The organism is Massilia sp. S19_KUP03_FR1, from assembly GCF_036688685.1.
Taxonomy (GTDB): Bacteria; Pseudomonadota; Gammaproteobacteria; order Burkholderiales; family Burkholderiaceae_D; genus JALYUM01.
In genome coordinates this window covers 267,382-290,531 of the sequence record NZ_JAQQPS010000005.1, presented here as the reverse complement: position 1 = coordinate 290,531, position 23,150 = coordinate 267,382, and the positions used below count along the sequence as shown (strand labels likewise).

The window sequence follows — 23,150 nt, the reverse complement described above, 5'->3', positions numbered from 1 at the left end:
CCTCCTCAGATACGAATACGGATGACTTTGCGCAGCCAGAACACGCCCAGCACGATCATGCCAGCCGCGTACCACAACAGGCGCACGCCCACCGGATCGGTCCACAGCAGCGCGATATAGTCGGGATTAATCAACAACATCATCGCCATGACGACGAACGGCAGGGCGCCCAGGATCCAGGCCGACATGCGGCCCTCGGCCGACAGCACGCGCACCTGCGCCACCAGTTTCAGGCGCGCGCGGATGATCTGGCTGATGTTGCCGAGGATTTCGGCCAGGTTCCCGCCCGATTCGCGCTGGATGATCACGGCGATCACCAGGTAGCGCAGGTCGGTCAGCGGAACGCGCGCGGCCATGTTGTGCAGCGCTTCGTTGAGCGGCACGCCGTAGTTGATTTCTTCGCGCGCGAGGCGAAATTCGCCGCTGAGCGGCTCGGGCAGCTCATTGCCGACGATTTGCAGGACGTTGGTAAACGAGTGGCCAGCACGCAAGGCGCGCGCAATGAAATCGGCGGCCTCGGGCAGTTGCTGTTCGATGCGGATCAGGCGGCGCTTGCGCATCCGGTGCACCACCATGCGCGGCAGCAAAAGGCAGGCCAGCGCAATCGCGACGCGCATGAACAGCGGCATGGACGCCGAAAACGTCAGGATCAGGCCACCGGCGCCCACCAGAGCGCAGCAGGCCAGGAACTGCTCCACCGACCATTTCAGGCCGGACTGGAGCAGCAATCTGTCGATGCGATGCGCAAAGCGGTATTGGTGCAAGGCGCGGTCCCAGGCTTGGCGGCGGCTGAAGCGGCGTTGCTTGAGGATCGAAATGCGCTCGTTCTTGCTCGCGGTCGCAATCGCCATCACTTTCAGGCGCCGCGCGATGCGCTGCGCGCCGCCGCCATGCGCGCTGTTCCACCACAGGTACAGCCCTTCAATCAGCAGGAAGATCGCCGCAAAAAGCAGCACCACGAATCCATAGAAAGCCCCGTCCATGCCCGGCCCCCCTTGTTGTCTAGTTAAAAGTGCGATCCGGATCGTAGGCGTCTTCGCCTACCACCGCGCCGAAGGCGCGCAGGCGCTCCGAGAAGCGCGGACGCACGCCGCTGGCGCAGAACTGCCCGAGCACGCGGCCACCCGCATCGACCCCGGTTTGCTCATAGCGGAAAATTTCCTGCATCGAGATGATATCGCCCTCCATGCCGGTGATCTCCTGCAGGCTGACCAGCTTGCGGGCGCCATCGGTCAGGCGCGACACCTGCAGCACCACCGTCACCGCCGAGCAAATCTGCTGGCGGATGGCGCGCGGCGTCAACGTCACGCCGGCCATGCCGACCATATTTTCCAGGCGGGCCAGCGCGTCGCGCGGTGTGTTCGAGTGGATCGTCGCCAGCGAGCCTTCGTGGCCGGTGTTCATCGCCTGCAGCATGTCCATTGCCTCGGCGCCGCGCACTTCGCCCAGGATGATGCGGTCCGGGCGCATCCGCAGGGCGTTGCGCACCAGCGCGCGCTGCGTCACTTCGCCCTTTCCTTCGATGTTGGGCGGGCGCGTTTCCAGGCGCACCACGTGCGGCTGGCGCAGCTGCAGTTCGGCCGCGTCTTCGATGGTGACGATGCGTTCGTTGGCGGGAATGAAGCCGGACAGCAGGTTCAGCAAGGTCGTCTTGCCGCTGCCGGTACCGCCCGAAATGAGGATATTGATCTTGGCCTGGCCCAGTGCTTGCAGCACCTGCACCATCGGCGGCGTGACGCTTTTCAAGGCCAGCAGGTTATGCACGGACAAGGGCGTGGCGCCGAAACGCCGGATCGAGAGGATCGGGCCGTCCACCGCCAGCGGCGGGATGATGGCGTTTACGCGCGAGCCGTCGGGCAGGCGCGCGTCCACCATCGGGCTCGATTCATCGACCCGGCGCCCCACCCGCGAGACGATTTTCTCGATGATCTTCATGAGGTGAGCGTTATCGTGGAAGGTGATGTCGGTCAGCTCCAGTTTCCCGCGGCGCTCGATATAGACCTTGCTGCTGGTGTTGACCAGGATGTCGGAGATGGTCGGATCGGACAGGAGCGGTTCGAGCGGGCCGAAGCCGAGCATTTCGTGCTGGATGTCGAGCACCAGGTTGTGCCGTTCGGTCTGGTTCAGGACAATCCGCTCTTCGTCGATGATGTGCTGAATCAGCAGCGCCAGCTCGTGCTTGAACTGCTCGGGCGTGAGGCGTTTCAGGCGCTCCAGGTCGATCCGGTCGAGAATCATCTGGTGCATCGATTTTTTCAGTGCCTGGTAGGCGCGGCTGGCCCCTTCGGGCAAGGCGACGGCCAACGGCCGCTCTTCTTCCGTTGCCGCAAGGCGTTCGCGTAAGGACATGAGGCCTCCTGTATTCAGACGTCGGCGTCGGCGCGGCCGAACAGGCGCTCGAACAGGCCACGGCTTTCCTGCACGCGGCGCTCGGTGATCAGTTCGACCAGCTCGGCCAGGCTGCGTGCGGCCGCACTGGTGCGCGCCAGCTGCAGCACCGGCACGCCCTGATTGACCGAATCGGTGACGGCAAGGTAATCGTTGGGAATGGTGTGCAGCACCTCCGCGCCGAGCGCCGCGTGCAGGTCTTGCAGACGCAGCTTGCCGCCCTTTTCGTAGCGATTGACGATCAGGCGCGTGTGCTCGATCGCGTAACCGAGCGAGCGAAAAATATCGAGCAGCCGGCGCGCGTCGCGAATATCGGGCAGGGCCAGCTGCAGCACCGGATAAAAGGTATCGGTGTTGTCGAGCGCACGCAGCGACACCGCGTCGATCTGGCGCCCGACGTCGAGCAGCACGTAATCGTAATGCCGGCGCCCGAGCCGGATGATGGTGTCGATATGCTCCGGCTTGGCGCCACCGGCCGTCGATGGATCGTCGGCCGCGGCCAGGATGCCGAAGCCGCGCGTGATATGCACCAGGCACGACTCGAGGAAGGGGCCGTCGATGCGGGCGATCTGGCTGCACACATCGGACAGCGTCATGGCCGGCTTCTGGTCGGACACGTACAAGGTCGCGTCGCCGAACTGGCCGTGCAGGTCGAGCAGCAGCACTTTTTTGTCGGCCAGCGTGGCCAGGGCGTAGCCAAAATTGGTGGAAATGAAGGTCGCGCCACTGCCGCCCTTGCAGGCGATGAAGGCCAATACTTTACCTTCGCGCAGGACGCCGCCGCCGGTGGTCGCTGCCATCCGGTCCATCGCTTCGTGAAAGGCGCGGTGTACCAGCGGCAGTTGCAGCACTTCGCGCACGCCCACGCGCATGGCGCGGATCAGCAGCTCCGGGTGCTGGTCGTCCGTCAGCAGCATGAACTGGGCGCTGGCGTGGTGCCGGGTCAGGCGCTCGAGCAGGTCGGCGTCGGTGGCCTCAGCCCCGCTGGCGTCGATGATGACCAGCTCGGGCGCCTCGGCGGCGCGCTCGAGCGCCTCGCGCAGGCTGGCGCGGTTCGCACCGACATGCAATGGCGGTACGCGCGCGGCGCCCTGCGAGGCGATGTCGGCGCAGAGCACGGCGTTGCGGCTGATCAGTAAAGCTTTCATGTGACTTCCTGGCGCCGCGCGTCACTTGCCGGGCAAATTAATCAAGATTGAAGGGGTCTGGGCTTCGGGCTGCGCAAACGACTGTTCATAGCGCTTCTGCGCGCCCAGTGCGGCCTTGGCGTCGATGCCAGCGACGGGGTCCTGGTTCGCCGCCGCCGCCGGGTTGATGGTTTGGTTGGCGACGGCACCGCGCACGGACTGACCAAACTGGCTGTCCCAGTTCGGGGTGGTGCTCACGCATGCGCTCAGCGTCAGGCTGGCCAGCATCAGGGGAAGGGATTTGCTCGACATGGCGTACTCCTTATTTCAATTCGAACCCGGCGCCGCTCTGGACAGTGCCCTGGGCCGGCGTGGCGGGCGCCGGCGCGGCTGTGCCTTCCAGCTTGCCGAGCAACATCAGTTCGGCGGGCGATGGTGGGATCAAACCGTCCGTCGGCAAGCTGTAGTTCTGCGGCAAGGGCTTGACCAGGCGCGCAGTAATAACAAACACCAGCTCGGTGCGGTCCTGCTGGTAATCGGTACTGCGAAACAGCGCGCCCAGGATGGGTACTTCGCCCAGGCCGGGCAAGGCTTTCAGGCTGCCGACCATGTTGTTCTTGATCAATCCACCAATGGCGAAACTCTGGCCGTCGTACAGCTGCACGGTGGTGCTGGCGCGGCGTGTCGTGACCAATGGCAAAATTGCCGCACCGGTGATGCCCTGGGCAGAGACGCCAATGCCCTCGCGCGACAATTCGGACACTTCAGGCGCAACGCGCAGGTTGATGCGACCGCCGCCCAGCACGGTCGGCGTGAAACGCAATCCAACGCCGAATTCCTTCTCTTCCAGCGTGATGCGATTGTTTTCCTGGGAGACCGGAATATAGAACTTGCCGCCGGCAAGAAAGCTGCCTTCCTGGCCGCTGATGGCCATCACGTTCGGCTCGGCAAGCATGCGTACCAGCGAATCGCGTTTGTCGGCGTCCAGCTCCAGCTCGTTACCATTTTTGGTACTCACGCCACCAATACCGGCGCTGGCGTTGCCGGTCAGGAATTTGGACAGCACCATGGCGGTCCAGCTACCGCGGGAAAAGTTAAAGCGTGAGCCGCCCTCAAGCTTGTTGAGCAGTGTCTTCGAGACTTCGGCAATTTTTACTTCCAGCAGCACTTGCTGCGGTGCGCTGACCGCCAGCATGTTGACAACGCGCACACCCGCCGCGGCTGGCGCAGCCGGCGCAGCGGTGGATGCATCGTCCTTGGTGCCTTGCAGCGCACGCACCGGGCGGCGCACGTAAGCTGCCGCCAGCTCGCCGGCGCGCGCGACGACAGTGGCGTCGAGCACGGTACCACTGAGGATGATCGTGTCGGCGGCGGTGCTGACGACGATGTTTTTTTCGTCCGGCAGCGCGGCAGCGAGCGTGCTGCGCAAGGCTGCCGGATCCATCGCTACCGTCACGTCGACGACGCTGCAGGCGCCGCTTTTGCCCTGGATGATCATGTTGGTGGTGCCAACGTCGATGCCGGCGATGTACAGCGTATCGGGCGCGACCAGCATCGCTTGCACCACGTCGGGATTGCCGACGCTGCGATGGATGACGCCCTCCGGCAAGCGCATCATGGTTGATTTACCCATGTACAAGGCCAGCTGCGCCGGCTTGGCTGCCGTGCCACTGCAGCGTGGCTGCGCCTTGGCCGGCTCGGACGCAGGCGCAGCGAGGGCGGAAGCGCTGGCCAGCAGGACACCGGCCAGAGGAAGCATTGTGAGGCGACTGTTCATGGTATTCACCGAAAAAGAGCAGCGTGGGATTTCAGAAACACTCGGACGTCGGCCGCAAGCCGTTGATCACAGTGACGCAGGTGCGCCGCGGTGCCGCAGCGACACGGTGCACCACGGGTGCCGGCAATTTCGCCGGCACTGGCGCTGGCGCGGCAGCGGCCGGCAGCAGCGTCAGCTTGGTGGCGCCGAGCGTGTCGGCGGCATGCGGGTCGACCTGGTTGCGCAGCGCCAGCGACAAGGTGCCGACGCTGCGCGCCAGGTCCAGCGTTTCGGCCTGGGCGGGCGTGACTTCCAGCGTGACGGCATTGACCACGCGCGGCTTGGTCTCGTCGCGATTGACTTCCTGCGCGACGGCCAGCACCAGAATGCGCTCGAGCACGATCTTCGAGATATTGCGCTCGCGCTGGGTCGCCTCGCCGGTCGCCTCTTTCTGGGTACTGACGATGATATCGACATAATTGCCCGGCAAGGCGAAACCGGCCACGCCGACCACATCGTTGACGCGCACCGTGATGGCGCGCTTGCCTTCGGTGATCAGGGCCGACAGGCCGCCCAGCGTGCCGGCCGGCGCCAATTTGGCTTCGCTCAGCGGCTCGCCCAGCAGCACGCTGCTTTTCAGCACGCGCCCGTTCAGCTTGGTCGGGTCGACGAAGGCGTTTTTCGGGACGCTGTCGGCCGGCCAATCGGCCATTTTGACCATCTCGGGCGTGAGGCGCTGGCCCAGGTTGATGTCGGTACTGGCGACGACGATCCGTCCTGAACTGTTCGACGGCTGGCGCAACAGCCAGCGTCCGGCCAGCGCAACTGCGGCGAGGGCAAGCAGCACGGCGACCGCCATGACGATCAGGGCACGTTGGTTTTTCATGACAACTCCTCGGTAAACAGGCTGGCCCAGGCCTGGGTCAGCGACGCTTCGCTCAGGCGCGGCAGCAGGCCGGCATAACTGGAAAAATCGGCGATCCTGCTCAGCAGGTCAGCTGGATAACTTGCCAACAAGGGATGCATACGGCCGTGCAGGCGCCGCACCAGGAAATCGGCGGCGCTGGCGTCCCAGACGATGCCGCGCAGGCGGCATTCGCGCTGCAGCAAGTTGAGATAGCTGGCCTCGTTCAGTGGAGCCAGTGCAATCTTGTAGCCGATGCGGCGCAGGCAGGCCGCGTCGGCGACTGCGCCGAGGGCCAGGTTGGTGACGAACACCAGCGTGGTATCGAATGGCACTGCTTCCATCTTGCCGCCGTCTAGCGACAACTGATCGACGCCGGCGGCGAGCGGTCCCATCCAACGGTTGATGAGGTCGACGGCAGCCATGCGCTGGCGGCCCAGGTCGTCGACGATCAACATGCCGTTGTTGGCCTGGAAATGCGGCGGCGCGTAATACACGCCATTCGCGCTGTCATGGCGCAGGTCGAGCATGACGGGGTTCAGTTCGGCGCCGACTTGCACCGTGGGGCGCTGGCACAGCTGCCAGCGCATGTCCGGCAAGCGGCGCTCATCCTGCTGGCGGACTTGCAAGGTTGTTGGCGGCAGGTGCAGCAGTGGATCGTAAACCTGCACGATTTCCTGGCCAATCAGGACAGCGTGCGGCACCGCCACGACACCGCGCTGCAAGCCCCCCAGCTTGCGGGCCAGCCGCGTCTTGCCGCTGCCGGACGGGCCGTGCAGCAATATCGTACGATTGGCATGCAACGCGGCGCCGATCAGCTCGCGCAAGGCGGGCGACAAGCCATCGTCAACCAGGGCCGCCGCCAGTTCGGCCGGGCTGATGCGCGGCGCCTGCGGCTGCCGCACCGACTGGCGCTCGACGCTGGCGCGGTAGCTCGCCAGCGTCACCGGCGCCGGACCCGCATAGCGCGAGCGTGCCAGGCAAGCACTGGCGGCCTGCTTGCCGGCGACTGTCAATTGATAGTGCACATCGATATCGGAATCGCCGCACCACGCCACTTCGGCAAGCTGCTCGGCCAGCATGGGCGCCAGCAGTTCACGGATGACGCCGATGGACAGGCGTAGCTTGCCGGCCAATACCGCCAGCGGCGTCTTGCCGGTGCCATACGCGGCTTTGAGTAATAGAGAGGAAAGCAGTTGCGGATCGAGCCCGGTGTCGCGCACGGTACGGGCGGCGGGCGGCAGCGTCATGTCTTCCTTGCGCTGCTGCGCGGGCGCTTCCCAATCTGTTACGGTATCGATCATGCCGGCCCCTGTAATCTGCAGTGAAAACCCAGAATTCGATTCTAGTTAGCAAGATTTTGAAGGGCTTGACATGAAGCAACAAAGGCTGAATGCAAATTCCTCATTGCTGTATCAAGCGATACAGCATCTTGGCCCATGCATGGGAGCGCTCTTCAGCGCTGCAACGGCAGAATGACGTTGCCAACTGACCCGCGACAGAAGTTCGCAACATAAGCGCGCTGCTTCGATATCGCAACGGCATCGTTCGAAAACCATTCACGAATACGCGTCATTTGCTGGAAAAAAACCCGCCGAACAGAGCAGCTCGATTCGGTTCGGCGGGCAACGTCAGCTTACGCCGTGACGAGTTTCGAACCAACGTAAGTGAAAGCTGCGCTGATTGTCGTCCCGAGAGCACTGGCTGCAAGCACAATACCAACCCCGACCAGCGAAGCAATCAGAGCGTATTCGATAGCGGTAACACCATCTTCGTCGGCGATGAATGCTTGAACTGCGGATATAAACGTCTTCATGACACACTCCCATAGTAGATAAGAACAGCACCTGACTCTGTCGGACAGCGGCTTGCGCTGTTTTGCTTGCCACCGTCCGGCATTGTGTCCACCTTAAAGTTGAAGCAAAGGAGTGAGTTGACTAGAAACAATATTTCCAGAAAGAATCGAAACGAAGTTTTTGACAAGCCTTTCCACCGACGGATCTGTTCGCTAGATAATTTTAAAAAACAAGGGATTTGTTGGAATGTGCACGCTGCTGGCCCCTGCAGCATCTGGCGGGAGCCGTACGTCATAGAGTAAGCACGAGCAGGTGGAAGCCAGACTGATGCGCAGCGCGGAGGGCGGGCGAAGCGCGAAGTGAAGAGGATAATACCGTTTGCAGGTTCAGTTGTGTCGCATGAATAATAGCCACATGGTGGCAATCGCGATGGCCAAGCCGTAGGGCATCCCGCCCACACTGGGGTGACGCATCGGTTCAGCGGCCGCCGGCATACCGCATACACGCATCAAGATCGGCTTCAGCAGGCCGCCGACATTGGCAAGAGCGTGGCGCGCGCGGCCTCTGCCGACGATGATTGCCACGGCCATCACGCCGCCGACGCAGCACGTAATGACCGCAACTTGCAGTGCATCGTATGGCCCCACGAACAGCCCGACTGTGGCCATCATCTTGACATCGCCAGCGGCCATGCCGCGCAACAGGTACAGCGGTAGAAATGCCATCAGCCCACAAAGGGCGCCGCTCAAGGCGCTCAGCAGGCCAGGTTGCGGAGACAGCAAGTGGAGCGGTAATGCCGCCGCCCAGCCGGTCAGCAATAAAAGATTCGGAATACGGCGGCGCGCCAGGTCGACTGCGGCAGCGGCGATGACCAGCGCCAGCAGCGTCAGTTCAAGCACAGTCTGGACAGGAAACATGCAACCTCCAGCTAAAAAAACCGCCAAACGGAGCGTACTCCGTTTGGCGGTAACTTCGGCTTACGCCGTCACGAGCTTCGTACCAACGTAAGTAAAAGCTGCGCTGATCTTCGTCCCGAGGGCACCAGCTGCAACCACAATGCCAACCCCGACCAGCGAAGCAATCAGAGCGTATTCGATAGCAGTAACACCATCTTCGTCGGCAATGAATGCTTGAACTGCGGATTTAAACGTCTTCATGACATACTCCCATGAGTGAATAGGAACAACACCAGACTCTGCCAGACACCAACTTGCGCTGTTTTGCTTGCTACCGCCCGTCATTGAGATCACTATATGACTTGATGCCAGCAAGCAAGTTGAGTCGACGCAAACTTTCCATACAGAACCAAAAAGAAACGTTTCGACAAGCCCGCCACATCTTCGAACATATTTCTCACCAATAATTGCTTGATACGTCAAAACAATCTATGCTACTTAGCTTGCCGTAGCGAAATCGTTGCAGAGATACTGGCTGGCGTGCATAACAAGGTTATCGATCACCTTTCTGAGAACACATGGATTCCCTTCTGAAACACATGGTCGACATGACCGGCCACCGCGATCATGCGATGCTCGATATCTCCGTGATTTCAGCAGTGCAGGAACTGGCTGGTGCCGCGCAAACGCGCGTGTTGAACATCGCGATCATCGGCGAGCGGCGCTTCCTGCGCTCGCGCGCCAGCATTGGCGGCGGCAGTAGCGCACGGGTGGACGAGGCCGACAACAGCCAGCTGGGGGAACCGATCGAACATTTCCCCGAGCTGGTACGTTGCCTGGACGAGTTTGGCGCGAGCGCCGAGTCCGTCGACGACAAGCATTGCCACACGATGTGGCTACCCATCTGGTTTGGCGACAAGGCCGACACCGTGCTCGAAATCGTGCGCCCTGGTCCCTTCGTGGGCGAGGCGCTGCACATGGTGGCCGGCATCGTCGGGGTCTACCGCAATTTCCACAGCCTGCTGGCCTACAGCGAACGCGATTCCCTCACCGGCCTGTTGAACCGCAAGACCTTCGACGACCAGCTGGCGCGCATGCTGCAGGCGGTCAATGACCAGAAACTGCTGCTGCCCGGCCAGGAAGAGCGGCGCAACACCGGCGAAGAAGAAGAACAATGGCTGGCGGTGGTCGACGTCGACCACTTCAAATCCGTCAATGACCGCTTCGGCCACCTGTATGGCGACGAAGTGCTGATCCTGATCGCCAACCTGCTGACGTCGTCGTTCCGCTCGCAAGACCGGGTATTCCGCTTCGGCGGCGAAGAATTCGTCATCTTGCTGCGTTCGACCACGCTGGCAAACGCCTACCGCATCATCGAGCGCTTCCGCACGAATGTCGCGGCGCACCTGTTCCCACAAGTCGGGACGGTGACGGTGAGTGTCGGGTTTGTGTCGATCCGTGCCGGCGAGTCGCCGGTGGTGTCGCTGGGGCACGCCGACCAGGCGCTGTATTTTGCCAAGAGCAATGGCCGCAACCAGGTCTGCCATTACGACGAACTGGTCGCCGGCGGCCAGCTGCAGGCCGTGGCGTCGAACGATACCGCGGAATTCTTCTAGCGCGAAGCAGTGGCCGCCAGCCCTGTTGCGGCGGCCAGGTTTCTAGAGCGCGTTCAGGTTCAGGAACTGCATCGGGTCGACATTGTATTTGTCGGTCGACTCGTGGCGCACGATCTTGTCGCCGCCGCCATGCCCCACCGGACGGGCCAGGTCGATCTGTTGCGGCCGGATATAGCCCATGGTCTTGGTGCTGAAAAACACATTCACCTTTGGCGTCAGCAAGCTCGTTTCGTGCGCTTCCGCCACCACGCCCAGGCGTCCGGACTCCAGCAACACCAGCGTGCCGACCGGATAAATGCCCACGCAGCGCACGAATTCCTGCGCCAGCACCGGGTCGAAGTGAAACTTGCTCCACTCAAAAATCTTGCGCAGCGCATCAGCCGGCGACATGCCCTTGTGATAGCTGCGGTCCGAGGTGATCGCGTCATATACGTCGACAATCGCCGCCATGCGCGCCAGTTCGCTGATCTGGGTCTCGTCCTGCTTGTCGGGATAACCGCTGCCGTCGCGCCGTTCGTGGTGGTGCAGGGTGATATCGAGCGGAACCGCCCCAATGCCGCCTGACTTGACCAGGATGTCGTAGCCATCGCGCGGGTGCTTCTTGATGATGGCGAACTCGGCGTCCGTCAGCGGCCCCGCCTTGTTCAAAATTTCGTCCGGCACCAGTGCCTTGCCGGTGTCATGCAGCAAGCCGCCCAGGCCGGCCTGGTACGTGGTTTCGGCGTCGATGCCGCGCACATTGCAGAACGCCACCAGCAGCGTGCACACGCTGACCGAATGGAGGAAGGTGTAGTCGTCCTTGCTCTTGATGCGCAGCAGCCCCGTCAACGCGCCGGGATTGCGCAGGATTGAGCTGGTGATGTTCTCGACCATCGGTGCCACCTGGTCGAGCTCGACGACTTTGCCGAGGCGCACGTCCTGCATCACCGTGCGCACCAGCCCGGTCGCCTGCTTCTGGATCTGGGTGGCCCGCGCCAGCTCTTCCGACACCGTGACGCGCTTCGGCGCGACCGGACGCGCAGCAATGGCCATCACCTCCGCTTCGATACTGGCCTCGGCTTCGGCCACCGTGGGCGCGTCAATCACATCGACACCCTTGGCGCAATCGATCACCACGCCACGAATGCCAGCGCTGCGAATCTTGCGAATCTCGTCGGACGAGGTCAAGGTAAATTTGCTGCGCACGAAGGGGTGCTCCATCCAGCCGCAATCGAGGTCGTGGATCGCCATGCCTACCCGCAGCTGATCTGAATCGATTTTCTTTAACATTTCCTTCGTGCCCCGGTTAACGATGCGGTTGTCACATCTGGTCAAGTATAGCGGGTTAGTTGCCCAAAACAAACAGACTGATAATTGCCTTTGTCTAATATGCACACTTTCTATCAAAAATGCACGCGCGGCACGCTTGACGTTAACGTAAACGTCAGATACCGTATCCGGAACTGCCATGCAAGGATCCGCCGCCATGAACGACCTGACTCCCGCCACCAAGCTTGACGTGCCCGACCAGCCCAGGCTGGCCAACAAGGTGCGCTTCGTCACTGCCGCTTCCTTGTTCGATGGCCACGACGCCTCGATCAACATCATGCGCCGCATCCTGCAGGCCAACGGGGTGGAGGTGGTCCACCTGGGCCACAACCGCTCGGTCGACGACGTCGTGACCGCGGCACTGGCCGAGGACGTGCAGGGCATCGCCATTTCCAGCTACCAGGGCGGCCATGTCGAATATTTCAAATACATGATCGACCTGCTGCGCCAGCGCGGCGGCGCGCACATCAAAGTGTTCGGCGGCGGCGGCGGCGTGATCGTGGCGTCCGAGATCGCGCAATTACACGCGTATGGCGTGACGCGCATTTTCAGCCCGGAAGATGGTCAGAGAATGGGGCTGGTCGGCATGATCCGCTCCATGATCGACGCCTGCGACATCGACCTGACGCAATATGCACCGACGTCCCTGACCCCGCTGACCACGGGCGCCATGGCGGACCGGCATCGCCCCCTGGCGCAGCTGATCACCGCGCTGGAAAACGGCAAGATCAACCCCATCCTGCGCCAGGAAATCGTCGACACGGCGCGCGCTCTGCATGCGCCCACACTGGGCATTACCGGCACCGGCGGCGCCGGCAAATCGTCGCTGACCGACGAACTCATACGCCGCATCCGCATGGACCAGGGCGATCGCCTGAATATCGCCATCATCTCGATCGACCCGTCGCGCCGCAAATCGGGCGGCGCACTGCTGGGTGACCGCATCCGCATGAACGCGATCAACCAGTGGAATGGCCAGGCGCACGTGTTCATGCGCTCGCTGGCCACGCGCGAAGCGGGCTCCGAAATTTCGCACGCGCTGCCGGACGTCATCGCGGCATGCAAGGTGGCCGGCTTCGACATGGTGATCGTCGAAACGTCGGGCATCGGCCAGGGCGACGCCGCCATCGTCCCGCATGTCGACCTGTCGATGTACGTGATGACGCCGGAATTCGGCGCCGCGTCGCAGCTGGAAAAAATCGACATGCTCGACTTCGCCGATTTCATTGCGATCAACAAGTTTGACCGCAAAGGCGCGCTCGACGCCCTGCGCGACGTGGCCAAGCAATACCAGAGGAACCGCGAATTGTGGAGCCAGTCGCCCGACCAGATGCCGGTGTTCGGCACCCAGGCCTCGCGCTTCAACGACGATGGCGTGACGGCCCTGTATCACGGCTTGCTGCCGGCGCTGGCCAAACGCGGTTTGCCGGTGCAAGCGGGCAAACTGGCGGCCAGCAGTATCCGCCACTCGAGCGGCAAGCACGTGATTGTGCCCCCTGCGCGTGCGCGCTATCTGGCCGAGATTGCCGACACCGTGCGCGGTTACCACCGCAACACAGACAAGCAGGTGACGCTGGCACGCGAGCGCCAGCAATTGACGGAAGCGAAACGCATGCTGGCAGCGGCCGGCCAGGCCGCCGACGTCGAACCGTTGATCGCCGAGCGCGATGGCGCGATGGAACCGAACGCGCGCAAATTGCTGGCCATGTGGCCCGACATGCAGGCGGCGTATGCCGGCGAAGACTACGTCGTTAAAATCCGCGACAAGGAAATTCGCACGCGGCTGGTTCACAAAACCTTGTCCGGCACTTCGATCCGCAAGGTCGCCCTGCCCCGCTACGCAGACCACGGCGAAATACTGCGTTTCCTGATGGCGGAAAATGTCCCCGGCTCGTTCCCGTTCACCGCCGGGGTATTCGCCTTCAAGCGCGAGAACGAAGATCCGACCCGCATGTTCGCTGGCGAAGGCGACGCGTTCCGCACCAATAAACGATTTAAATTGGTCTCGACCGGGATGGACGCCAAGCGGCTGTCGACGGCCTTCGATTCCGTCACGCTGTATGGCGCCGATCCGGCCCTGCGGCCCGATATCTACGGCAAGGTCGGCAATTCGGGCGTCTCGATTGCGACCCTGGACGACATGAAAGTGCTGTACGACGGTTTTGACTTATGCAGCCCGTCGACATCCGTCTCGATGACCATCAACGGTCCGGCACCGACCATTCTGGCCATGTTCATGAACACCGCGATCGACCAGCAACTGGCCAAATTCGTGGCGGACAATGCGCGCCAGCCGACCGATGACGAAGCGGCCAAGATCCGCGCCTGGGTGCTGGCCAATGTGCGCGGCACGGTGCAGGCCGATATTTTAAAAGAAGACCAGGGCCAGAACACCTGCATCTTCTCGACCGAGTTTTCTTTAAAAGTGATGGGCGACATCCAGGAGTATTTCGTGCACCACCAAGTGCGCAATTTTTACTCCGTCTCGATCTCCGGATACCATATTGCCGAGGCAGGCGCCAACCCCATTTCCCAGCTTGCCTTCACGCTGTCGAATGGCTTCACGTTTGTCGAAGCGTACCTGGCGCGCGGCATGCACATTGACGATTTCGCGCCCAACCTGTCGTTCTTTTTCTCGAACGGCATGGACCCGGAATACACGGTGCTGGGCCGCGTCGCGCGGCGCTTGTGGGCCATTGCCATGCGCGACAAATACGGCGCCAACGACCGCTCGCAAAAACTGAAATACCACATTCAAACCTCGGGCCGTTCGCTGCACGCGCAGGAAATTGATTTTAACGATATCCGCACCACGCTCCAGGCCCTGATCGCCATTTACGACAACTGCAATTCGCTGCACACCAACGCCTATGACGAGGCGATCACCACGCCGACCGACGAATCGGTGCGGCGCGCGCTGGCCATCCAGCTGATCATCAACCGCGAATGGGGTCTGGCCAAGAACGAAAACCCGAACCAGGGCTCGTTCATCCTGGAAGAATTGACCGACATGGTCGAAGAAGCGGTGCTGCAGGAATTCGAGCGCATCGCCGAGCGCGGCGGCGTGTTGGGCGCGATGGAAACCGGTTACCAGCGCGGCAAGATCCAGGAAGAGTCGATGCTGTACGAGCACCAGAAACACGACGGCACGCTACCGATCATCGGCGTGAACACCTTCCGCAACCCGCATGCACCGGAGACGCCGGCCACCATCGAACTGGCGCGCTCGACCGACGAAGAAAAGCAGTCGCAATTGACGCGCCTGATTGAATTCCACAGCCGCCACGCGGGTCAATCGCAGGCGGCGCTGGCGGCACTGCAGCAGGCGGCGATCGATAACCTGAACGTGTTCGAAAAACTGATGGAAGCGGTGCGGGTCTGCTCGCTGGGGCAGATCACGACCGCCTTGTTCGAGGTGGGTGGGCAATACCGGCGCAATATGTAAGCGCGCTGTACGCCAGTAGCCCCAGGGCGCGGTGCCGGGCATAGAATGGCACATTCTCCGCCAGGAACTTATCATGCCCATCCAGCCAGCCGAACTAGCCGCCCTGATGCGCGAAGTCGAACGTGAAGATCCGATCGACTTTGCCGATTTGCCGTTCCCGGAAGATGATTTGCGCGACCTGGTCGCCAGCCACCTGTGTGACATGGCCACAGCGATGGACAATTTCAACACCGAAGACCGTTTGATGACCCTGCTGGCCGTCTCGGCCAAGCTGGTGCTCGAAAACCTGGTCCTGCACGTACAGTTGTTGCGCCGTCATGGTCTGCCGGTCGGCGCCAATGTCGAAGCGCTACTGGAACGTCTGCGCAAAAACGGCGGCTGAACAGCCCCGACCGGCAATTACAAACTGCCTTGACAGTCAGTTGCGCCGCTTACACAGCGTTGACAGAATTTCTCGTGCGTTGGTCGAGTGCGCTGTTCCATCGGGTATTATTCTTGTTGGTCAGGAAACTTCGCCGGCCTTGTTGCGTCGGCACAGCTCTGCTTCATTTAAAAGGAATTTGTATGCCGCGCACCAATGCTCGCCGCACCCTCACCGCCGCTGTCGTCACGGGCGCCATCGTCCTGGGCGCCGGACTGTCCGGTTGTGGCAAGACTGAAACGACCGCTACGCTGTTGGCCGACGCGAAGCAGTACCAGCAAAAGGGCGACGTCAAGGCTGCCTTGATTCAACTGAAAAACGCGGTGACCAAGTCGCCGCAAGACGGCGAAGCCCGTCTGGCGCTGGGCACGTTCTACGCCGACAACGGCGACATGGTGTCGGCCGAAAAAGAACTGCGCAAGGCGCGCGAACTGAAGATCGACGACAAGCGCGTGTTGCTGCCGCTGGGTCGCGCCTCGCTGGCGCTGGGGCAAGCCAAAAAAGTGCTGGAGGATGTCACCCCGGAACTGGCGAAAAACTCTGCCGAACTGACCAGCCTGCGCGGTGACGCCTTCCTCTCCCTGAACGATACGGTGCACGCCAAAGAAGCCTACGACCAGGCGCTGGCGCTGCAGCCGGGCCGTGGCGATGCGCTGGTTGGTCAGGCACGTATCGCGGCCAGCCAGAAAGACCTCGACGGGGCGAGCCGCCTGGTCGATGAAGCGGTTGCAAAAGACCCGACCAATGCCGAGGTATTCGTGGCGCGCGGCTCCCTGCTGGCCGGACAGGGCAAACTCGACGAAGCGCTGGCCGCATTCGCCCAGGCCCTCAAGCTCAACCCGCAACACCGCAGCGCCCACATCGAGCGCGCCAATATCGAAATTGGCCTGAAGCAGTTTGCCGAAGCGAAGACCGACCTCGACGCCGCCAGCAAGCAGGCGCCGGGCAGCCTGATGGTACTCTACACCCAGGCCGTGCTCGATTTCAGCCAGGGCAAATCTGCCGCAGCCCGCGATACGCTGTTGAAAGTGCTGCGCGCAGCCCCGGACCACTTGCCCAGTACCTTGCTGGCCGGCGCAGTGGAGCTGAACCTGAATGCAAATACGCAAGCCGAGCAGTATCTGCGCAAGTACATCGAATCGGTTCCGTCAAATGTGTACGCGCGCAAACTGCTGGCCCAGGCTCAGTTGAAACTGGGACAACCGGCGCAAGCCGTTGCCACGCTGGCGCCGGCGCTCACCGATGGCAAGGTCGACGCCCAGCTGCTGTTGCTGGCCGGCCAGGCAAACTTGCAGGTGTCAAATTTCCCCAAGGCAATCGAGTATTTGCAGCAAGCGGTCGCGCTAGAGCCAACCGCAGCACCCGTCCGCGCGGCGCTGGGCACGGCGCGCATCGGCCAGGGTGATGTGGCCAAGGGCATTGGCGACCTCGAGGCCGCGGTCACGATGGATCCAAAAGCCACGGCCACGGCCGCGTCGCTGGTGCAGGCGTATGGCGGCACCAGGCAGTTCGACAAGGCCCTGGTCGTCGCGCAAAACCTGACCAAACAACAACCTGCCTATGCCCCAGGCTTCAATATGCTCGGTGCCGTCTACGTGAGTCGGGGCGATGTGGTCAATGCCCGTGCGGCATTCGAAAAAGCCGTCGCACTGGACCCGAAATTGTTCAACGCGGTGAACAACCTGGCCCAGCTCGACCTGCGCGAAAAGAAACCCGACGCGGCACGCAAGCGCTTCGAAACGATGCTCGTCGCCGACAAGAAAAACTACGGTGCACTCGCGGCCCTGGCAGAAATTGCAATGCGGGAAAACAAGCCTGCAGAAGCCACCACGCTGCTCGAAAAAGCCGTTGCGGAAAATGGCGATGCGCTGCCGCCGGCGCTGACGCTGGGGGCCCATTACCTGCGCACCAAGCAAGCCGAAAAAGCCGTCACGCTGCTGCGCAAGTACCAGACGGCCAATCCCGCCAACGCCGATTTGCTCGACATCCTGGGCCAGGCCCAGGTGGGCGCCAAGGATTTTCCCGGCGCGCTGGAAACGTTCAGCAAACTGGTGGCGGTGTTGCCCAAGTCGGCGCTGGCGCACGTCCACCTCTCGGTGGCCCACGCGGCAATGAAAAACGATACGGAAGCGGCAGCCGACTTGCGCCGCGCAGTCGAACTGCAGCCTGACTTCGCCCCTGCCCGCGTGGCCCAGGCAGAGCTGGCTATGCGTACCGGCAAGACGGAAGAAGCGCTCGCCATGGCGCGCCAGGTGCAAAAGATCAACGACAAGAATCCGCTTGGCTTCCTGCTCGAAGGCGATATGCAGAGCTTCCTGAAAAAGCCGGCACTGGCCCAGCCAGCCTACGAAAAGGCATTTGCGCTGAACAAGACGGCGCCGATGATGGTGAAGCTGGCCGAAGCGATGCGCCTGAGCGGCAAAACCGCGGCGGCTTCTGCGCTGGCGGCGCAGTGGAACAAGGACCATCCGGCCGATACCATGGGCGCGATGTACTACGCCGAACAGATGATGTCTGCGAAACAATACAAACCGGCGTCCATCCTGTTCGAAGACATTCTGAAACGTGAACCGGCCAATCCGGTCGTGCTCAACAACCTGGCATGGGTGTACCAGCAAGAAAAAGACCCACGCGCCCTGGCCACTGCGCAGCAAGCGCTCAAAGTGAGCAAGGACAGTCCGGTGGTGATGGATACCGTCGGCTGGATGATGGTCGAACAGGGCGATACCAAGGGCGGCCTGGTGCTGCTGCAAAAAGCGGCAGCGCTGATGCCGAACGCCCCTGACGTCCATTATCACCTGGCGGCCGCCCTGCATAAAAACGGCGACAAGGACGGTGCACGCAAGGAATTGACGGCGCTGCTCGCGCAAAACAAACCATTCCGCGAAATCGATGAAGCACGTGCGCTGTTAAAGACCTTGTAATAATAATGTGGTTCCTCATGGAAATAAATTGGGGCGCCACCGTTATTACCTCAGTGCATTAATTCCGAAGAATGGGAAATTAATACCTGATTTACATTTTGTTTCCACTTTTTGGTATTAATTTGATAATAGGCTGATTAATTTCCTATCGAATCGCCATTTTGTCGGTGAACGCGATAATATGACGTCCTCATAGATGAGGACGTTATCTTGAACCAAGATTCATTCGGAATCAGGTTGACCGATACTGCGGAAGGTCGCAACTCGGCCAGCATGCTGATTAATAAGATGTATGCGTGGCGTGGATACGCGGGAACGCACCATTTCTCCGACGATCCTAACCGTATTACCCTCACTGCCACCGACAAAGGCGATGTCGTCGGCACCCTGACGCTGGGCATGGACTCTGAAATTGGCCTGGTGGCCGACCAGGTATTCAAGGATGAACTCGATGAACTGCGCCGCAGCGGTGCGCACCTGTGCGAATTTACCAAGCTGGCGTTCGATCCGGCGGTCCGTTCCAAGACCGCGCTGGCCAACCTGTTCCACCTGGCCGTGATCTATGCGCGCGATATTCACCAGTGCACCGACATCGTCATCGAGGTCAATCCGCGCCATCGCCGGTTCTACGAATACATGCTCGGCTTCAGGCGCATCGGCGACATGAAGACCAATACCCGTGTGAATGCCCCGGCCTATCTGCTGCGCGTGAACCTGGCCTTCGTCAGCGAACAAATCGCGAAACACGGCGGATCGTTCAGCACGGCGGTCAATGAGCGCTCTTTCTACCCCTATTTCTTTTCGCCACGCGAGGAGCAGGGTATTATTCACCGTCTGCTATCGATCGACGAACAGCCGGCGCACTAACGCGCGCCCGCTTCCCGATGTTGCAGCGCCGGCCTTGTGCCGGCGCTGGCGTTTATGGCGCCGCATTACCGAACCTTTTACTATTTAACGGCTTCCCATGACGATTTCATTTCGCTACGAGCAGGCATTTTCCCGCAATATCGGCTGGGTCACGCCTGAGGAACAAGCCATTCTGCGCACCAAACGCATTGCCATCGCCGGCGGCGGCGGAGTCGGCGGCGTCCATTTGCTGACACTGGCCCGCCTGGGCATTACCAAATTCCACCTGGCCGATTTCGATACCTTCGATTTGCCCAATTTTAATCGCCAGGTTGGCGCGAACATGTCGACTTTGGGACAACCGAAAGCGGACGTATTGGCGCGCATGGCGCGCGATATCAATCCCGAAATCGATATACAGTTATTTCCAGAAGGAATTAATTCAGACAATCTCGCGGCATTTTTCAGCGGTGTCGACCTGTATGTCGACAGCCTGGATTTCTTTGCCTTCGAAATACGCCAGAAAACCTTTGCCATGTGCGCAACACTCGGCATTCCGGCGACCACCGCCGCGCCGCTGGGCATGGGCACGGCCCTACTGAATTTCATGCCGGGCAAAATGACGTTCGAAGAATATTTTCAGTGGGGCGATTTGCCGGACCTGGACAAGGCGATCCGGTTTGCCGTCGGCCTGGCGCCGGCGGGTTTGCACCGTTCCTACCTGGTGTTTCCGGAGGCGGTCAATTTTGCCGAACAGCGCGGACCGTCGACCATCATGGGCTGCCAGCTGTGTGCCGGCGTCGCCGCGACCGAATCGCTGAAAATCCTGCTCGGCCGCGGCGACGTACTGGCAGCGCCGCACGGCATGCAGTTCGACGCTTACCGCAACAGGCTGTCGCGCACCTGGCGCCCGTGGGGTAACAAACACCCGATCCAGCGCCTGGCCATTGCGATCGGCAAGCGCCAGTTTGCCGGCAAAGCCTGATTTGAACCTGGCATAAAAAAAACCACTGTCCGCAGACAGTGGTTTTTTTATATCGTATGACGGACCTGGCACGAGGCCAGGCACATCAATTACGACTGCTTGCGACCGCGCAGGAAACCCAGACCCAGCAGGCCCAGGCCCATCAGACCCAGCGATGCTGGCTCAGGAACTTCGTTGGCGAATACCACGTCAAGCGAACCGTTGATCGTGCGGGTGCCGCCGACAGGGAAATTGTTCAACTGACCCGACTGAAACGACAGATTGTAGAAAGGTGTTGGCGAAATGAAAAACGCCTTGCCTTCATCGGTCAGCACAAACGTGGTGGTAGAGCCGAAACTACCGCAGTTGATGCCGCTTGCGCCTGGGGTGGGGCCGGTTCCGCAGGTCTTCAACGCAGGATTGAGCTCACCTTGGCCAACCAGCGGATCGCCTGATGCCAAGACGACATCATCGGTGGTGTTAGAGAAAACGAAGTCACCCGTGCCGGTCGACGCATTCGAGACCAGTTTGTTATTTTTATTGGTATCGACGATCAGCTCAAGACTGTCCGAAGGGCTGGAAATGAATTGGAAAGTCGTGATGGCGCCAGATTGGCTGTATTTACCAGATGCCTTGTAAAGAGCATAGATACCGTAGGAATTGCCCAGACCAGTTTCATCAGCATCGTAGGCATAGGTGCCTTGGTTGGTGACGAACTGGCCAGCTTTCCAGTACAAAGAGACGTTGAACGTGCCATCAACATTAAACGTCGCCGTTTCGACATAATTACCAGTAATTTTGTCTGCGGCGAAGTTGTCATACGTGCCGTATGGATTGATGATGAACTGATTGAACTCAGCAGCTTGGGCGCTTGCGCCAGCGAACAGGGAAGCTGCAGCGATCGAGCAGGCCAGAATGGTTTTCGAAAACAATTTCATCTTAATCTCCGTGGGGTGTGAGGTAGTACCGATGACAGGTATATAGCAACAACTGTGCCAGATATCCAACCCCCTTAAAAATCAATGACTTACAAATTAAAAAGCTGTCGCGGAATTAACACTGTAAAAAAATCCGACACGTTTTGCTGCAACAAACTTACAAATAAGAAATATAAATGACCTGTGGAAATTTAGTAAGTTTCCATAGGTCATTATTATTTATTAAGCATAATGATTTAATGCATGCTGACGCGCTCACGCGCCATGCATAGGCTTGCGGGCCACGACATTCCAGGTATTCCCAGCCTTGAAGTCGGAGGCAATTTCATAGCCTGCCGCGAGCATCTTCTGGCGAATATCAGCCTGTTCGAAGGGGCTGTACAGAATGCCCTTTTTGATGCCCCAGTCGTTGATCTTCTGCGCCGCCCAGCGCAAGGGCGCAAAACCACTCGGGTACAACAGCACGTTCGCCGCCAGCGTCCCGCCCGGTTTCAGCACGCGCAAAATATCGCGCAAGGCGCCATCGATTGTCGGAAAGCAATGGATCGAGTTCGCGATATTGGCCGTATCGAATGTGTTGTCGGGGAAAGGCAGCTGCGCCGCGTCGGCGTGCTGAACTTGCACCTGCGGATCCCTGGCAAAGCGCTTGACGGCGCCGGCCAGCATGGAGGGCGCGTAGTCGATGCCCATCACTTTCACCTGCGGCAGCTGCTTGCGGCGGCGCCATTTCAAAATCATTTCCAGCAAGGTGCCCGTGCCGCACGCCACCTCCAGGTGCTCTGGACCGAAGTTCGGACCAAAAAAACGCAGCTGGGTGCCGATTGTGCTGTTATAGGCAAATGTCAAAATGAAGAACCCGCGCAGGTCATACCACCATGGTGGGGAGGAATACGCTTCAGCGATTTCATCCCGGTTTTTACCGATCGTCATGAATACTTCCTTGTATGAATGTAAATGGAGAAAAGAGACATTAAAATTGCAACGCGGAACGCATGTAGCAGGCGCATCCCGTGAAGGGCGCGCCTGCATGCAGATGGCAGGTGGAATGCTGCGACGCCGGTCAACCGATCAGTTTCAAACGGTTGATGATACCGACCTCTTCGCGTTGCGAAAAGAAATACGGAAACAGCGAGTGTTCATGTTCCAAATCGTCGGTGCGGCCGGCCCATTCTGCGATGAGGCTGGTTCCGTAGTCGGTGTTCATGTGCATCAGGACGGCCGGCGCTTGGACGCGCGGATTGTCACGCGGCTCGCACACCACCCGAAACTTGAGCAATCTCTCGTAAAAGCGCCGGTGGCGCGGGTTGACCTCGATGAAAATATCGCTGCAATTGTTCAGGTCGCGGGCGTAGATGAAGGCGACGTGAAACAGCGAAGCCAGCACGGCTCTCGATTTCACCGAAGGGTCGATGGCAAACTTGATCAGCTCGCACACCCTGCCGTTGGCGCGGATGGGATCGATCAAGTCCTGGAATACCTGGTCGGCCAGCAGGCGGACGCTGGAATCGAGCCCGAGGCTCAGGGTGCCGATGACTTCGCCTTTGTCGGACGCGGTCAGGGTAATCCGGTTCGGGTCCGTGACAATCTGGTGCGAGCCAGCGTAGCCACGCCAGGCGTACATCTTGTTGATGAGCACACTGGCGGAATTGCGGCGGTCGTCGATGTCCGCGGCACGAATGCCGAAAACACGCTCATTGATTGTCACGTCGACAATACTCGGAGAGGGAGACGTCGCGGCTTGAACGGCCGTGCTGGCATGGGTTCGCTCGTTCGCTAACGTGTCCATCATTGACATTCTCCAAGCAGGATGACGCCTGATGC

At 60.6% G+C, this 23,150-nt stretch carries 20 protein-coding genes; 6 read left to right on the top strand and 14 right to left on the bottom strand.

Annotated features, from left to right (window positions below; translation table 11 throughout):
- Positions 1–5: 5 nt before the first annotated feature.
- The 10 genes from V6M87_RS07855 to V6M87_RS07810 form a co-directional block, all read right to left on the bottom strand.
- Positions 6–983 (bottom strand): type II secretion system F family protein, encoded by a 978-nt coding sequence (locus V6M87_RS07855; protein ID WP_332876042.1) that lies wholly within the window; start codon positions 981–983, stop codon positions 6–8.
- A 19-nt stretch (positions 984–1,002) separates the two neighbouring features.
- Positions 1,003–2,349 (bottom strand): CpaF family protein, encoded by a 1,347-nt coding sequence (locus V6M87_RS07850; RefSeq protein WP_332876041.1) that lies wholly within the window; start codon positions 2,347–2,349, stop codon positions 1,003–1,005.
- A gap of 14 nt (positions 2,350–2,363) precedes the next feature.
- Entirely contained in the window at positions 2,364–3,536 is a 1,173-nt protein-coding gene (locus V6M87_RS07845; protein ID WP_332876040.1) for an AAA family ATPase, read from the bottom strand.
- Positions 3,537–3,557: 21 nt separating this feature from the next.
- A complete protein-coding gene (locus tag V6M87_RS07840; protein ID WP_332876039.1) occupies positions 3,558–3,827 on the bottom strand; it encodes a hypothetical protein in 270 nt (89 codons plus the stop codon).
- A 10-nt stretch (positions 3,828–3,837) separates the two neighbouring features.
- The gene (locus V6M87_RS07835) at positions 3,838–5,292 is read right to left on the bottom strand and encodes a type II and III secretion system protein family protein (RefSeq protein WP_332876038.1); all 1,455 of its coding nucleotides are present in this window, start codon (positions 5,290–5,292) and stop codon (positions 3,838–3,840) included.
- Positions 5,293–5,323: 31 nt separating this feature from the next.
- A complete protein-coding gene (gene cpaB / locus V6M87_RS07830; RefSeq protein ID WP_332876037.1) occupies positions 5,324–6,157 on the bottom strand; it encodes a Flp pilus assembly protein CpaB in 834 nt (277 codons plus the stop codon).
- Entirely contained in the window at positions 6,154–7,479 is a 1,326-nt protein-coding gene (locus V6M87_RS07825) for an ATP-binding protein (protein WP_332876036.1), read from the bottom strand. The genes cpaB and V6M87_RS07825 overlap by 4 nt, the downstream gene beginning before the upstream one ends.
- 332 nt (positions 7,480–7,811) lie before the next feature.
- A complete protein-coding gene (locus V6M87_RS07820) occupies positions 7,812–7,991 on the bottom strand; it encodes a Flp family type IVb pilin (RefSeq protein WP_332876035.1) in 180 nt (59 codons plus the stop codon).
- A 366-nt stretch (positions 7,992–8,357) separates the two neighbouring features.
- Complete coding sequence (locus V6M87_RS07815; RefSeq protein ID WP_332876034.1) at positions 8,358–8,870, bottom strand: A24 family peptidase; 513 nt, start codon at positions 8,868–8,870, stop codon at positions 8,358–8,360.
- 78 nt (positions 8,871–8,948) lie between these two features.
- Positions 8,949–9,128, bottom strand: a complete 180-nt coding sequence (locus tag V6M87_RS07810) for a Flp family type IVb pilin (protein ID WP_332876033.1) — start codon at positions 9,126–9,128, stop codon at positions 8,949–8,951.
- Between the two features lie 317 nt (positions 9,129–9,445).
- Between V6M87_RS07810 and V6M87_RS07805 the strand changes: the two genes are divergently transcribed.
- Positions 9,446–10,483, top strand: a complete 1,038-nt coding sequence (locus V6M87_RS07805) for a GGDEF domain-containing protein (RefSeq protein ID WP_332876032.1) — start codon at positions 9,446–9,448, stop codon at positions 10,481–10,483.
- A 42-nt stretch (positions 10,484–10,525) separates the two neighbouring features.
- Here the strand turns inward: V6M87_RS07805 and V6M87_RS07800 are convergent, their stop codons facing one another.
- The gene (locus V6M87_RS07800) at positions 10,526–11,752 is read right to left on the bottom strand and encodes an HD-GYP domain-containing protein (protein WP_332876031.1); all 1,227 of its coding nucleotides are present in this window, start codon (positions 11,750–11,752) and stop codon (positions 10,526–10,528) included.
- A gap of 196 nt (positions 11,753–11,948) precedes the next feature.
- Between V6M87_RS07800 and icmF the strand changes: the two genes are divergently transcribed.
- From icmF to V6M87_RS07775, 5 genes are all read left to right on the top strand, one after another.
- Positions 11,949–15,236, top strand: a complete 3,288-nt coding sequence (gene icmF, locus V6M87_RS07795) for a fused isobutyryl-CoA mutase/GTPase IcmF (protein ID WP_332876030.1) — start codon at positions 11,949–11,951, stop codon at positions 15,234–15,236.
- Between the two features lie 73 nt (positions 15,237–15,309).
- Positions 15,310–15,618, top strand: a complete 309-nt coding sequence (locus V6M87_RS07790; protein ID WP_332876029.1) for a hypothetical protein — start codon at positions 15,310–15,312, stop codon at positions 15,616–15,618.
- A gap of 182 nt (positions 15,619–15,800) precedes the next feature.
- Positions 15,801–18,581 (top strand): XrtA/PEP-CTERM system TPR-repeat protein PrsT, encoded by a 2,781-nt coding sequence (gene prsT, locus V6M87_RS07785; RefSeq protein ID WP_332876028.1) that lies wholly within the window; start codon positions 15,801–15,803, stop codon positions 18,579–18,581.
- A gap of 273 nt (positions 18,582–18,854) precedes the next feature.
- The gene (locus V6M87_RS07780) at positions 18,855–19,448 is read left to right on the top strand and encodes an N-acyl amino acid synthase FeeM domain-containing protein (protein ID WP_332876027.1); all 594 of its coding nucleotides are present in this window, start codon (positions 18,855–18,857) and stop codon (positions 19,446–19,448) included.
- A 97-nt stretch (positions 19,449–19,545) separates the two neighbouring features.
- Positions 19,546–20,412: a ThiF family adenylyltransferase gene (locus V6M87_RS07775; protein WP_332876026.1), complete on the top strand. Its 867-nt coding sequence runs from the start codon at positions 19,546–19,548 to the stop codon at positions 20,410–20,412.
- Between the two features lie 89 nt (positions 20,413–20,501).
- Here V6M87_RS07775 and pepA read toward each other — a convergent pair whose 3' ends face one another.
- The 3 genes from pepA to V6M87_RS07760 form a co-directional block, all read right to left on the bottom strand.
- Complete coding sequence (gene pepA, locus V6M87_RS07770) at positions 20,502–21,329, bottom strand: flocculation-associated PEP-CTERM protein PepA (RefSeq protein WP_332876025.1); 828 nt, start codon at positions 21,327–21,329, stop codon at positions 20,502–20,504.
- 255 nt (positions 21,330–21,584) lie between these two features.
- Positions 21,585–22,259, bottom strand: coding sequence for a class I SAM-dependent methyltransferase (locus V6M87_RS07765; RefSeq protein WP_332876024.1), 675 nt, complete (start codon positions 22,257–22,259; stop codon positions 21,585–21,587).
- A 130-nt stretch (positions 22,260–22,389) separates the two neighbouring features.
- Positions 22,390–23,115: a GNAT family N-acetyltransferase gene (locus V6M87_RS07760; protein ID WP_332876023.1), complete on the bottom strand. Its 726-nt coding sequence runs from the start codon at positions 23,113–23,115 to the stop codon at positions 22,390–22,392.
- Positions 23,116–23,150: the final 35 nt, after the last annotated feature.